The sequence below is a fragment of the Streptomyces sp. JLYT201 genome, assembly GCF_059448825.1.
This window is the reverse complement of record NZ_CM182551.1, coordinates 1,474,530-1,490,212: the sequence shown is the minus strand read 5'-3', so window position 1 is coordinate 1,490,212 and position 15,683 is coordinate 1,474,530. Positions and strand designations below refer to the sequence as shown.

General features: G+C 74.4%; 1 protein-coding gene. It reads left to right on the top strand.

The window, feature by feature from the left end; all coding sequences use genetic code 11:
* Nucleotides 1-45: 45 nt before the first annotated feature.
* Complete coding sequence (locus AC5WAM_RS06265) at nt 46-15,651, top strand: amino acid adenylation domain-containing protein (protein ID WP_495521891.1); 15,606 nt, start codon at nt 46-48, stop codon at nt 15,649-15,651.
* Nucleotides 15,652-15,683 lie beyond the last annotated feature (32 nt).

The window sequence follows — 15,683 nt, the reverse complement described above, 5'->3', positions numbered from 1 at the left end:
AACGGCCCTGGCTCGCGTGGCAAGAACGATCGAGGAGCGGACGTAGTGATCCCTATCTCCTTCGCACAACGGCGGCTGTGGTTCATCGACCGGCTCGAAGGGCCCTCGGCGGTCTACAACGTGCCCTTCGAGGTGAGTCTCCACGGCGAGCTGGACGTCACCGCGCTGCGCGCGGCCCTGCGGGACGTCGTCGTCCGCCACGAGTCCCTGCGCACGGTGTTCATCGAGGACGAGGACGGCGTGCCCACGCAGAAGATCGTCCCGGTGGACCGCCTTGTGCTGCCCGTGCCGGTGACGGTCGTCCCGCCCGACGACCTGGAGGCCGCGGTGGCGGAGGAGGCGGCCCACCGCTTCGACCTGTCCACCGACATCCCCGTACGGGCGTGTCTGCTGCGGTCCGGGCCGGACCGGCACGCGCTGGTCCTGGTGGTCCACCACGTCGCCGTCGACGGAGAGTCGACGGAGCTGCTCGCCCGCGACCTGACCACCGCCTACCGGGCCCGCGTCACCGGGCAGGAGCCGAAGTGGCCGGACCTGCCGGTGCAGTACCGGGACTACGCCGTGTGGCAGCGGGAGATCCTGGGGGACGAGCACGACCCCGACAGCCTGCTCGCCACCCAGCTCAGGTACTGGAAGGCCGAACTGGCCGGCGCCCCCGCACAGTTGCGGCTGCCCACCGACCGGCCGCGGCCCCCGCGGCCGAGCCGCCGCGGTGACCTCGTGACCGTCGCGATCGAGCCCGGCCTGGTGGCCGCCGTCGAGGACCTGGCGGCGGCCAGGGGCGTCACCACGGCCATGGTGCTGCAATCCGCCCTCGCCGTCCTGCTGCACCACTTGGGCGCGGGCGAGGACATCACGATGGGCGCCACCGTCGCGGGCCGCAACGACGACGCCATGGCCGACCTCATCGGGTTCTTCGTCAACAGCTGGGTGCTGCGGGCCGACCTCAGCGGCAACCCGACGCTCGGGACGGTGCTCGACCGCGTACGGGACAAGGCCCTGAGCGCGTACGACAACCAGGACGCCCCCTTCGAGCGGCTCGTCGAGGCCCTCAACCCCGAGCGCTCCACCGCCTACCACCCGCTGTTCCAGGTGATGTTCAGCTGGCAGAACAACCAGCGCATGGACCTGGACCTGCCCGGCCTGCGGGCGTCGATGCGGACCGTGGCGACACCGACGGCCAAGTTCGACCTCGAGTTCAACTTCGCCGACGCCGCCCCGGGGATGGTGTGCCACCTGGAGTACGCCACCGACCTGTTCGACCGGGACACCGTCGTGCGCGTCGGGGAACGCCTGGTGCGGGTGCTGCGCCGGCTCACCGCGGACGTCGACGCGCCGATCAGCGCGGTGGACGTGCTGACCCCGGCCGAGCACGCGCTGCTGACGCGGTGGAACGACACCGCGGCCCCGACGCCGCGGGCGACCGTCCCCGAGCTCTTCGAGCGCCAGGCCGAGGCGACGCCCGACGCGGTGGCGCTGGTCCACGACGGGCGCGAGCTGACCTACCGGGAGGTGGACGAGCACGCGACCCGTGTCGCCCGCGCCCTGGTCCGCGAGGGCGCGGCCCCCGAGACGCTGGTCGCCCTCGCGCTGCCGCGGTCGGCGGACCTGGTGGTCGCCCTCCTTGCGATCCTGAAGTCCGGCGCCGCGTACCTGCCCGTCGACCCCCGCTATCCGAGCACCCGCCTGGAGCACGTCCTCGCCGAGGCCCGCCCGGTGTTCGTGCTCACCGAGGCGGGTACGGCCGGCGCGCTGCCGACGGGGGACCTCCCCGTGGTGTGCCTGGAGGACCTGAGGGCCCAGGACACGGGCCCGGACGTCACGGTGGCCGCGCCGCACCCGGACGGCCTGGCCTACGTCCTGTACACCTCCGGCTCCACGGGCACGCCCAAGGGCGCCGCGATCACCCACCGCGGCGTGGTCAACGGCGTGACCCGGCTCGCGGCCACGCTCGGGCTGCGGCCGGGCGCCCGGATGCTGGCGGGCACGTCGATCGGCTTCGACGTGTCCGTCTTCGAGATCGTCACCACGCTGGCCACCGGCGGCACCGTCGAGGTCGTGCGGGACGTGCTGGAACTGGGGGAGCGGGGCGGCTGGTCCGGCAGCGTGATCAGCTCCGTGCCCTCGGTCTTCGCCGAACTCGTCGACCAGATCGCCCCGCACACCCGGGTCGACAGCCTGGTCTTCGCCGGTGAGGCGCTGCCCACGTCACTGGTGCGCCAGGTGCAGCGGGCGTTCCCCGGGGTCCGCGTGGTCAACGGGTACGGCCAGAGCGAGAGCTTCTACGCGACCGCCCACGTCATCCAGGACCCGCCCCCGCCGGACGCGTCGAGCAGCGCACCCATCGGCACCCCCCTCGGCAACATGCGCACCTACGTCCTGGGCCCGGGACTCGCACCCGTGGCCCCGGGAGTCGTCGGGGAGCTGTACGTCGCCGGCGAGGTGGGCCGCGGCTACCACGGCCGTGCCGCGCTGACCGCCGAACGCTTCGTGGCCGACCCCTTCGGGCCCCCCGGGCAGCGCATGTACCGCACCGGCGACCTCGTCCGCCAGGACACCGACGGCCGGCTGGAGTTCGTCGGGCGCGACGACAGCCAGATGAAGGTCCGCGGCTTCCGGATCGAACCCGCCGAGATCGAGGCCGCGCTGACCGCGCACCCCGGCGTGACCCACGCCGTGGTGACCACGCACGACCTGCCCACCGGCCGCCACCTCGTGGGCTACGTGGTCCCGACCGGGCGCACCGCGCGCGACACCGGCAGCGGCGGCCGCCACCAGAACGTCGACCTGTCCGCCGGACTCTCGATCGCCGAGCTGCGCGCCTTCGTCGTGAAGCGCCTGCCGGAGTTCATGGTGCCGGCCGCCTTCGTGGTCCTCGACCAGCTGCCGCTGACCCCGACCGGCAAGCTGGACCGCGCGGCGCTGCCCGCCCCCGAGTTCACCGGCGGCGCGTACCGCGCCCCGAGCACCCCCGAGGAGGAGGTCCTCGTCGCGGTGTACGCCGGAGTCCTCGGCGTGGACCGGGTCGGCGTCGACGACGACTTCTTCACCCGGGGCGGCGACAGCATCCGCTCGATCCAGGTCGTCGCCCGGGCCCGGGCCCACGGCATCGAGCTGACCTCCCGCGAGGTCTTCCAGTGCCGCACGGTGGCGCGCCTCGCGGAGCTGGCCTGCTCGCGCTCGGGCACCGACGAACACCTGGCGGAGCTGGCCGGAGGCGGCGTGGGGTTCCTGCCGCTGCCGCCCGTGGCCCGGTTCATGCGGGAGCTGGGCGGCGGATACGACCGCTTCTCCATGTCCATGGTGCTCGACCTTCCCGAGGGCATCGACGAGGCCGGTCTCGTGGCGACCCTGGCCGCCGTACTCGACCGGCACGACGTGCTCCGGTCCCGCCTCGACGCCGACGGCCTGCGGATCCTGCCGCCCGGCTCGGTGGACGCCCGCGCGCTGCTGCGCCGCGTGACCTGGGACGGGCCGTGGGAGGACCTGGCCCGCGCGGAACTGGACGCGGCCACCGGCCGCCTCGACCCCGCGGCCGGAGTCATGGCGCAGTACGTGTGGTGCGACCCGGGGCGGCTCCTGATGGTGCTGCACCACCTCGTGGTGGACGCCGTCTCCTGGCGGATCCTGCTCCCGGACCTCGCGGCGGCGTGGGAGCAGGTGCGCGAGAACCGGACGCCGACCCTCCCCGACGTGGGCACCTCGCTGCGCCGCTGGACGCACGCGCTGGCGGAGGAGGCGCCGCGCCGGGACGCCGAGCTGCCCCTGTGGCGCTCCGTGCTCCAGGGCCCGGACCCGGTGCTCGGCGCCCGGCGCCCGGACCCCGCCGTGGACGTCATGTCCACCGTCGAGCACCTGTGGGTGCGGGTGCCCGCCCAGGTCACCGAGGCGGTGCTGACGGACGTGCCCCGGACGTTCCACGGCGGCGTCAACGACGGCCTGCTGGCCGCCCTGGCCCTCGCGGTCCGGCGGTGGCGGCGGGCACGGGGCGTCGACGAGAGTTCGCTGCTCGTCCGCCTGGAGGGCCACGGCCGCGAGGAGGACGTGGTGCCGGGCGCGGACCTGTCCCGCACGGTGGGCTGGTTCACCAGCATGTTCCCCGTACGCCTGGACGTCGCCGACGCGGACGACGGCGCCGCACCGGACGACGGGACGCCGGAGGGCGCCTTCGCCTCGGGCCCGGCCGTGGGCCGCGCCGTCAAGGCGGTCAAGGAGCAACTGCTCCGCATCCCGGACAAGGGGCTCGGCTACGGCCTGCTGCGCTACCTGAACGAGGACACCGAGGCCGAGCTGGCGGGGCTGCCCTCCGGCCAGATCGCGTTCAACTACGTCGGCCGCTACTCCGAGGCCGACATGCCGGAGAACCTGCGCGGCCTCGGCTGGAACCGCGCCCCCGGCACCGCCGAACTCCTCGCCGACCTCGACCCCGACATGCCCGCCCTGTCCGCGCTCGACGTCAACGCGCTGGTCACCGACACCGAGGAGGGGCCCGTGCTCTCGGCCAGGTTCAGCTTCCCCCGCGGGGTGCTGACCGCGCCGGAGGTGCGCGAGCTGGCCGACCTGTGGCGCGCCGCGCTGACGGCCCTCGCGCGGCACGTCGCCGAGCCGGGCGCCGGGGGCCTGACGCCCTCGGACGTGCCGCTGGTGACGGTGCGCCAGGCCCAGATCGAGGAGTGGGAGCGCCGCTACCCGGCGGTGGCCGACATCTGGCCGCTGACACCCCTGCAGTCCGGGCTGCTGTTCCACGCGATGCTGGCGGGTTCGGGCTTCGACCCTTACCACGTACAGCTCGTCCTGCACCTGTCCGGCCGGGTCGACCCGGACCGGATGCGAGCGGCCGGACAGAGCCTGCTCGATCGCTACGCGAACCTGCGCGCCGCCTTCGTACCGAACGGCGACGGCGATCACGTACAGGTCATATCGGACCGGATCGAGCTGCCCTGGCGCCACCTCGACCTCAGCGGCCGGGAGGGCAACGCCGACCGGGGCGCGGAGCTGGAACGGTTCCTGGCGGACGACCGCAGCACCCACTTCAACCTGGCGTCGCCGCCGCTGCTGCGCCTGTCCCTGGTGACCACGGGCGCGGACACCGCAGAACTGGTCTTCACCGCCCACCACGTCCTGTTCGACGGTTGGTCGGTTCCGCTGCTGCTGCGGGACCTGCTGAAGCTGTACGGCACGGGCGGCGACGCCTCGGCGCTGCCCCGCGCGCGCGGCTACCGGGAGTTCCTCCAGTGGCGTGCGGAGCAGGACCACGAGGCGGCCGCGCGCGCCTGGGCGGCGGAGCTGGACGAGGTGGCAGGGCCCACCCTGCTGGCCCCGGGCGCCTCCGCGGTCGGCGCCGCCGACGTGGGCCAGGTGGCCGTCCCGCTGCCCCCCGCCCTGGCCCGCGACCTGTCCCGGCGCGCGGCCGAGCTGGGCATCACCCTCAACACGCTGGTCCAGGGCACCTGGGCGATCCTCCTCGGCCGGCTGACCGGCCGCTCGGACGTCGTGTTCGGCGCCACCGTCTCGGGCCGCCCGCCCGCCCTCCCTGACGTGGACTCCATGGTGGGCGTGTTCATCAACACGCTGCCTGTGCGGGTGAGCTGCCCAGCCGACGACACCCTCGCCGAGCTGCTGACCCGCCAGCAGGACCGCCAGGCGGCGCTGCTCGACCACCATCACCGCGGCCTGGCCGACATCCAGCGGGCCGCGGGCCTGACCCCGCTGTTCGACACCTTCGTGGTCTTCGAGTCGTACCCCATCGACCACGTCGGCCTCAGCGAGGCCTACGCGGGCACCGGGGTGACCGTCACGGGCCTGACGCCCTACGGCGGTTCCCACTACCCGCTCGCGGTCGTGGCGGACGCCGACCCGCAGCTGCGGCTCGTCCTCCAGTACCAGCGGCACGTCTTCGACCACGAAGTGGTCACCGGCATCGCCGACCGCTTCCAGTGGATCCTGCGGCAGTTCGCCGAGGACCCGCGGACACCGGTCGGCCGCGTCACCCTGCTCGACCCGGCCGAGCGCGAGCTGGTGGTCACCCGGTGGAACGACACCGCCCACGCGGTGCCCTCCGTCACCCTCACCGAACTGATCGAGGAACAGCTCGCCCGGACACCGGCGGCCATCGCGGTGCGCTACGAGGACGAGGCCGTCACCTGCGCCGAACTCACGGAGCGCGCCGACCGGCTCGCGCGCCGCCTCGCGGCCCGCGGCGCGGGGCCGGAGACCGTGGTGGCGGTGATGCTGACCCGCTCGGTGGAGATGGTCGTCGCCCTCCTGGCGACCCTGAAGACCGGCGCCGCCTACGTGCCGGTCGACCCGGACCACCCCGCCGACCGGATCGCCCACGTCCACGCCGACGCCCGGCCGGTGCTCACCCTCACCACGCCGGACGCGCCGCTCCCTAGCGGGGCCACTCGCGTCACCGTGGACGAGCCGGACCGCCCTGTCGACGCCGATGCCGATGCCGATGCCGACGCCGTGGCCGCTCCCGCGAGTGCCGGGCGCGGCACCCGCGCGACCCCCGCGAACCTGGCGTACGTCCTGCACACCTCGGGCTCGACCGGCCGGCCGAAGGGCGTGGCGGTCGAACACGCCGCCATCGTGAACCGGCTGCTGTGGATGCGCGACCACTACGCGGTGACCGCCCGGGACCGCGTCCTGCACAAGACGCCCCTGACCTTCGACGTCTCGGTGTGGGAGCTGTTCCTGCCCCTGCTGTCCGGCGCCACGCTGGTGGTGGCGAGGCCGGACGGACACCGGGACCCGGCGTACCTCGCCGCCCTGATCCAGCGGGCCCAGGTCACGCTCGCCCACTTCGTCCCCTCGATGCTCCAGGACTTCGTCCAGAACCCCGCGGCGGCCGGGTGCACCAGCCTGCGCGAGGTCATCTGCAGCGGCGAAGCGCTGCCCCCGGCCCTGCGGGACCAGTACCACACCGTCCTCGGCGCCCGCCTGAACAACCTCTACGGACCCACCGAGGCCGCGGTCGACGTCACCGCCGCGCCGTGTCCGGCAGGGCCGGGCCCGGTCACCCTCGGCCGGCCCGTGTGGAACACCCGGCTCTACGTCCTGGACGAGCGCCTGGCCCCCGTCGCCCCCGGCATGGCGGGGGAGCTCTACCTCGCGGGCGACCAGCTCGCCCGCGGCTACGTCCACCGGCCGGGGATGACGGCCGACCGGTTCGTCGCCGACCCCTTCGGCGCGCCGGGCACGCGCATGTACCGCACGGGCGACCTGGTCCGCTGGGACAGCCAGGGACAGGTCACTTACCTCGGCAGGACCGACGACCAGGTCAAGATCCGGGGCTGGCGCGTCGAACCCGGCGAGATCGAGAGCGTGCTCACCGCTCACCCCGGCGTCGAGCGGGCCGTCGTCCTCGCCCGCGAGAGCGGCGCCGGGCCCCTCCTGGTGGCCTACGTGGTGCCGGACCCGGGCACGGCGTCGGCCGTGGCCAACCTGTGCCGCCTGCGCCGCGAGGGACGGCTCGACGGAAAGGAGCTGCACGAGCTGCCCAACGGCATGACCGTGCACGCCCGCAACCCCTCGAGCACCGCGTTCCTGTACGACGAGATCTTCGCGCACAACGCCTACCTCCAGGCCGGGATCACCCTGCCGCCGGGCGCCCGGGTGGTCGACGTCGGCGGCCACGTCGGCCTGTTCTCGCTGTTCGTCAGCCGGCAGTGGCCCGACGCCCGGATCCACGCGTTCGAACCGATGCCCGAACTCGCCGGGATGTTCCGGCTCAACGCCGAACTGCACGGCATCGACGCCGTGGTGACCAACTGCGGCATCGGCAGCGCGCCCGGCACCGCCGAGTTCACCTACTACCCCGACCTGTCCCTGCTCTCCGGGCGCTTCGCCGACGAGGGCGAGGAGCGCCGCATGCTGGAGCTGGTCCTCGGCGACGACGGCGAGCGGGCCGGGCTCGACGAGGCGGAACTCGCCGAACTGCTGACGGAGCGACTGCACAGCGAGCGGCTCGACATCGAGATGCGCACGCTCTCGCAGGTGATACGCGACCACGACCTCCCGGTGATCGACCTGCTGAAGATCGACGCGGAGAAGAGCGAGCTGGACGTCCTGCGGGGCATCGAGGCCGAGCACTGGTCGCTCATCCGCCAGCTGGCCGTCGAGGTCCACGACATCGAAGGACGTCTCGCCCACATCTGCGGCCTGCTGCGCGAGCACGGCTTCGACGTCACCGTGCGGCAGGAGGACCAACTGGCCGGCACGGACATGCACTCCGTCTACGCCGTCCGCCCCGGGGCCGCGGTTCCGCCGGCCACCCCCGCACCCGCCGAGCAGCGCTGGTTCAACCCCCGCCAGCTCGGCGAGGACCTGCGCGCCCACGCGGCGGACCGCCTGCCCGCCCACCTGGTGCCCACGACCGTCGTGGCCCTCGACGCCTGGCCGCTGACCAGCAGCGGCAAGCTGGACAGGGCCGCGCTGCCCGCCCCCGACCTCGGCGCGGGCGCGGGGCGCGGACGGGCCCCGCGCACCCGGCGCGAAGAGCTGCTGTGCCTGCTCTTCGCCGAGGTCCTCGGCTTGGAGAAGGTCGGCATCGACGACGACTTCTCGGCCCTTGGCGGCCACTCGCTGCTCGCCACCCGGCTGGTCAGCCGGATCCGGGTGGCCCTGGGCGTGGACGTGCCCATCCGCGCGGTCTTCGACGCGCCCACCGTCGCCGAACTGGTCGAGCACCTGCCCACCGGGCCGTCGGAACGCCCCGTGCTGCGCCGCGCCGAGCCGCGGCCCGACCACGTGCCGCTGTCACCCGCCCAGCACCGCGTCTGGTTCGCCCACCGCTTCGACGGGGCGTCCGCGACCTACAACGTCCCCATCGTGCTGCGCCTGGACGGAGCCCTGGACGTGGCCGCCCTGCGCAGGGCGCTGCGGGACGTGGTGGCGCGCCACGAGAGCCTGCGCACGCTGGTGGCGCAGGACGACGACGCCGTGCCCTTCCAACGGATCCTGCCGATCGGCCAGGTGCCCCTGGACGTCCCCGTCGTCCAGGTCGACCCCGCGGCCCTCGACGACGCCGTCGCCGATGCCGCGGTCCACCTCATCGACCTGGCGACCGAACCCCCGGTGTGCGGCCGCCTCTTCCGGTGCGGCCCCCAGGAGCACGTACTGCTGCTGCTCATCCACCACATCGCGGGCGACGGCGAGTCGATCGCCCCCCTGATGCGCGACCTGAGCACGGCGTACGCCGCCCGGCTGCGCGGCGCCGCGCCGCAGTGGCGGGAACTGCCCGTGCAGTACGTCGACTACACCCTGTGGCAGCGGCAACTGCTGGGCGACGAGGACGACCCCGCGAGCGTGCTCGCCACCCAGGCCGACTACTGGCGGGCCGAACTCGACGGCGTCCCCCAGCCGTTGCGCCTGCCGACCGACCGGCCCCGGCCCGCCGTCATGAGCCACCGCGGCGACCTCGTCACCTTCCCGCTGGACCCCGGCCTGATGGCCGCCGTGGAGGAACTGGCCGCCGCCCGCGGCGCGACGACGTCCATGGTCCTCCAGGCCGCCCTGGCGGCCCTCCTGCGCGACCTGGGCTGCGGCGACGACCTCACCATCGGGTCCCCGATCGCGGGCCGCACCGAGGAGGCGCTGACGGACCTGGTCGGGTTCTTCGTCAACACCTGGGTGCTGCGCGTCCGGACACCGCGGAACCCCACGTTCGCCGAGATCCTCGACGAGGTGCGGCACCGCGCCCTGGCCGCCTACGACCACCAGGACGTCCCCTTCGAAAGGCTGGTGGAGCTGCTCAACCCGGAACGGTCCACCGCCTACCACCCGCTGTTCCAGGTCATGTTCTCCTGGCAGAACGTCACCGACGGCGACTTCGAGCTGAGCGGGCTCCGGACGGCCCTGGACACCGTTGACACCGCCACGGCCAAGCTCGAACTGTCCTTCATCATGGTCGACGTCCCCGGACGCGGCGTGAGGGGCTACGTCGAGTACGCGACCGACCTGTTCGACCGCGCCACCGTCGAGGACCTGGCGCACCGGTTCGTCGAGCTGCTGCGCGGCGCCGTGGCCGACCCCCGCGCCCCGCTCGGCGTGGTCGGCGCCCCGGCCCCGGCCGCCGCGAAGCGGACCGCGCCCACCGTCGCGTACCGGGCGCCGCGCACGGCGACGGAAGCGGCGCTCGCCGCCGTCGTCGTCGACGTCCTCGGCATCGAGAGGGTCGGCGTCCACGACGACTACTTCCTGGCCGGGGGCGACAGCATCCGGTCCATCCAGGTGGTCTCGCGGGCCAAGGCGCGCGGTGTCGAGATCACCCCGCGGGAGATGTTCGAGCTGCGGACGGTGGCCAAGCTCGCGGCGCGGGCCGACGAACGGGCCGCCCCCGCGCACACCCCGGTGGAGCCGGGCGACAGCGGCCTCGGCGCCCTGCCGCTGCCGCCCATGGGGGCGTACCTGCTGGAGCACGGGACGATCGACCGCTTCGCCATGGCCACCGTGCTCGACCTGCCGGCCGGCATCGACGAGGCGGGGCTCGCCGCCACGCTGACCGCGGTCGTCGACCACCACGACATGCTGCGCTCCCGCCTCGTGGACGGCGCGCTGCGGGTCGAGCCGCCGGGCTCGGTGGACGTCCGTACCCTCGTCACCCGGGTCGAGCGCGGCGACGGCGACGGCACGGCCGGCCTCCAGCGCGCGCTGGACGCCGCCCTCGGCCTGCTCGACCCGGCGGCAGGCGTGATGGCGCGCTTCGTGTGGGCCGACCCGGGACTGCTCGTCGTCGCCCTGCACCACCTGGTCGTGGACGCGGTGTCCTGGCGCGTCCTGCTGCCCGACCTCGCCGCCGCATGGGACCGCGTCAGGGCCGGTGACGCGCCGCGGCTCCCGGCGGTCGGCACCTCCTTCCGGCACTGGGCGCGCACGCTCGCCCACCTGGCGTCGACGGACGAGCTGACGGCGGAGCTGCCGCTGTGGCGGTCCGTCCTGGACGGCCCCGACCCGCTCCTCGGCGAGCGGGCCCTCGACCCGGCCGTCGACGTCCAGGCCACGGCCGACAGCCTGGACGTGGAGGTGCCGCCCGACCTGACGACGGCACTGCTCACGACGGTGCCCGCCGCCTTCCGCTGCGGGCCGAGCGAGGGGCTCCTCGCCGCGCTCGCGCTCGCCCTCGGCCGGTGGCGCCGGGCGCGCGGCGTGACCGAGCCCTCGACGCTGCTGCGCGTGGAAGGCCACGGCCGGGAGGAGACCATCGCCTCGGGGGCCGACCTGTCCCGCACGGTGGGCTGGTTCACCAGCCTCTTCCCGCTCCGCGTCGAGCTGCCGGGGGCGGCGCTGCGACCGGCCGCCGACGACGCCGATCCGGCCCTCGTGGACGCGGCCGTCGGCGACGTGGTCAAGGCCGTCCGCACCCAACTGCTCCGGATGCCGCACAAGGGCCTCGGCCACGGGATGCTGCGCCACCTGAACGAGGAGACCGCCGCCGAGCTGGCGCGGTACCCCTCCGGCCAGGTGACCTTCAACTACCTCGGGCGCTTCGCGGCGACGGACCTGCCCGAACACCTGCGCTCCCTGGGCTGGACCGAGGCCCCCTGCGCCGCCGACCTGACCGTGCGGTGCGACCCGGACATGTCCCTGATGTCCACGCTGGACGTGAACGCGTACGTCACCGAGACCCCGGACGGGCCCCGCCTCACCGCCCGGTTCGGCTTCGCCGGCCGGGTGCTGACCCGGGACGAGGTGAGCGACCTCGCCGAGCTGTGGCGCACCGCCCTCGCCCAACTGGCGCGCCACGCCCGGCGGCCCGGCGCGGGCGGGCTCGTCCCGGCCGACGTGCCCCTGGTGGCGGTGCGGCAGGCGCAGCTCGACACCTGGCGGCAGCGCCATCCCGCGCTCGCGGACGTCTGGCCGCTCACGGCCCTGCAGTCCGGCCTGCTCTTCCAGTCCCTGCTCTCCGGCACCGGCTACGACCCCTACCACGTACAACTGGTGCACGACCTGGCCGGGACGGTGGATCCGGCCCGCCTGCGCGGCGCGGGGCAGGCCCTCCTTGACCGGCACCCCAACCTGCGTGTCGCCTTCGCGGGCGACTTCGCGGGCGAGTGGGTCCAACTGGTCCTGGACGGCGTCACGTTGCCCTGGCGGGAAGCGGACCTGCGCGACCTCGCCGAGCCGGAGCGCAACCGGGCGCTGCGGCGGCTCCTCGCCGACGACGCGGCCACCCGCTTCGACCCGGCGGTGCCGCCGCTGATCCGGCTCACCCTGGTCCTGACGGGAGCCGAGTCGGCCGTCCTGGTGCTCACCGCCCACCACGTCCTGCTCGACGGGTGGTCGGTGCCGCTGCTCATGCGCGAACTGCTGCGGCTGTACGCGGCCGGCGGCGACGCCTCGGCGCTGCCGCCGCCGCCCGCCTACCGGGACTTCCTCACCTGGCTGGGCGGACAGGACCGGGAGGCGTCCGCCCGCGCCTGGGCGCAGGAGTTGGACGGCGTCGAGGAACCCACCCTGCTGGCCCCCTCCCGGCAGCCGCGGCCGACGGCGCCCGAGAGCACCGCCCGGCGCCTGGAGGTCCCGCTGCCCGAAGGCGCCGCGGCCCAACTGCCGCGCCGGGCAGCCGAGATGGGCGTCACCCTCAGCACCCTGGTGCACGGAGTGTGGGGGATCGTCCTCGCGGGCCTGACCGGACGGCAGGACGTGCTGTTCGGCACCACGGTCTCAGGACGTCCCCCCGCCGTGGCGGACGTGGAGTCGATGGTCGGCCTGTTCATCAACACCGTCCCGGTCCGGCTCACCTGCACGCCCTGGACCACCCTCCAGGACGTCCTGACCGACCTCCAGCGGCGGCAGACCGCGCTGCTCGACCACCACCACCATCCGCTGACCGACATCCGGCGGCAGACGGGCCTGCCCGACCTCTTCGACACCGTCGCCGTCTTCGAGGCCGCTCCCTCCAAAGCCTTCGACCCCTCCCGTCCGCTGCCGGACGACGAGCCGAAGGACACCGGCGGCATCACGATCACCAAAGTCACCTCACCCAACGGCACGCACTACCCCCTCGGCGTCGCGGCGTCCGCCGACCCCGCCCTGCGCGTCGTCGTCGAGTACCAACAAGCCCTGTTCGCCCCCGAGACCGCCGCGGAGATCGTCAACCGGCTGGCCGCGGTCCTGCGCACCCTGGCCGAGGCCCCGGACACGCCGATCGGCGCGATCGCCACCGAGGACGCCCCCGCGCTCCGGCGGCCGCCCGAGCCCGTCCCCGGCACGCTCACGGAACTCTTCGCCTCCCAGGTCACCGCGAGCCCCGACGCGACCGCCGTGGCTCACGGGCCGCACGCGCTGACCTACAAGGACCTCGACGCCCGCTCCGACCGGGTCGCCGGGGCACTGCTCCAGCACGGAGTGGGCCCGGAGTCGGTGGTGGCGGTCTCCTCCCGGCGCTCACCCGAGCTGATCGTGGCACTCCTTGCCGTGGCCAAGGCGGGCGGCGCCTACCTCCCCGTCGACGCCGGCTACCCGGACCAGCGCATCGCCTACATGATGGCCGACTCGGGGGCGTGCCTGACCCTGGCGGACGCCACCACCGCCGAGGCGCTGTCCCGGTTCCCCGTACCGGTGCTGCGCCTCGACCATCCGCTGCCCGAGGGCGAGGAGGTGACCGTCCCCGGCACCACCGACCCCGACGGCCTCGCGTACGTGCTCTACACCTCGGGGTCCACGGGGCGGCCCAAGAGCGTCGCGGTCTCGCACCGGGGCATCGCCGCCCTCGTCGCGGCGCACGCCGAGAGACTGGAGGTGACGTCCGGCAGCCGCATGCTCCAGTTGCTGTCGCCGAGCTTCGACGTCTCGCTGTGCGAGATCTACACGACGCTGCTGTCGGGGGCGACCCTCGTGGTGGCCGACGAGGCGGAGCTGACAGCCGGGCCGGTGCTCGCCGCCACCGTCGCGAAGAACCGCGTGACGCACCTGATGTGCCCGATCGGGTCGCTCGCACAGCTGCCGCCGGGAGCCCTGTCCACCGTCACCTCGCTCGCGACCGGCGGCGAGCTGATCCCGCCCGACCTGGTGAGCAGGTGGGCACCGGGACGGCGCATGGTCAACATCTACGGCCTCACCGAGACCACCGCGGCCAGCCTCATGACCGCCCCGCTCACCGGGGACGAGGGCATCCCACCGATCGGCCGCCCCATCCCCGGCACCCAGGTGTACGTGCTCGACGCCGCGCTGCGGCCGCTTCCCGCCGGGGTCCCGGGGGAGCTGTACATCGCCGGTGCCGGAGTGGCGCGGGGATATCTCGGCCGCCGGGCGCTCACCGCACAGCGCTTCGTGGCCTGCCCGTTCGGGCCCGCGGGCGAGCGGATGTACCGCACCGGCGACGTCGTCGCGTGGACCGCGGACGGCGAACTGGCCTTCCGCGGACGCGAGGACGACCAGATCAAACTCCGCGGACTGCGCATCGAGCTGGGCGAGGTCGAGGCGGCCCTCCTTGAGCACCCGGCGGTCGACCGGGCCGTGGTCGTCGTCGACGCGCCCGGCGGCGACGAGCGCCTGGTCGGATACGTCACGCTCACCGACCGGGCCGGCGCGACCTCACCGGCCGAGCTGAGGGCCCACCTGCGGGAGCGCCTGCCGGAGCACGCCGTACCCGCCGTCGTCATGGTCGTCGACGAGATCCCGCTGACGGCGAGCGCGAAGCCGGACAAGCGCGCCCTGCCCGCCCCGGACTACGCCCGGTCCTCGACCGGCAGGCCCCCGCGCACCCTGCGGGAACGCCTGCTGTGCGACCTGTTCGCCGAGACGCTGGGGCTCGACCGGGTCGGCCTCGACGACGGCTTCTTCGCCCTGGGCGGGCACTCCCTCTCGGCGGCGCGCCTGGTCAACCGGATCCGCGTCGTGATCGGCGCCGACGTACCGCTCGCCACCGTGTTCCAGCACCCGACCGTCGCCGAACTCGCCGAAGCCGTGGCGGCGGGCGACGCCCCGGCCGGACCCACGGACCCGCTGGCCCCCGTCCTGCCCCTCAGGACCTGGGGGGACCGCGAACCCCTGTGGTGGATCCACCCCGGCGGCGGGATCTGCTGGCCCTACCTGGGGCTCGCCGCGCTGCTCCCGCGGGACCGGCCGGCGTACGGGATCCAGGCCAAGGGGCTCGACGGGTCGGCCGCGCTGCCCCGGTCCGTCGAGGAGATGGTGGCGGACTACGCCGACGAGATCCTGGCCGTCCAGCCGCGGGGCCCGTTCCACCTGCTGGGCCACTCGGTCGGCGGAACGCTCGCCCACGCGGTGGCCGCGGAACTACAGCGCCGCGGCCACGAGGTGGGCCTTCTCGCCCTGCTCGACAGCGCGCCCGGCGAGCACCTGGCAGCCCAGGCACCGCCCACCGAGGCCGCCGTGCGGGACTACTTCGCCGAACACCTCACCGGCGGGGCCGACGCGTCGTTCGTGGACACCGCGGTCGCCGCGATCGTCAACTACACCGGTCTGATGGGGGACTTCGCCTCACCCGTGTACCGGGGCGACGCCCTGCTCTTCAACGCGGTGCCGCGGCCCGGGGGCGGCTTCGCCGGGCACTGGCGCCCGTACGTCCACGGCTCCCTGCACCAGTACGACGTGCCCGGCGCACACGAGGACCTGTATCTGCCCGGCCCCGCCACCGAGATCTGCCAGGTCATCGCCCGTCATCTCGCCGGAGAACGACGGTGAACGAGGGCGCGCGCCGGTGGCCGCCGGCGGGC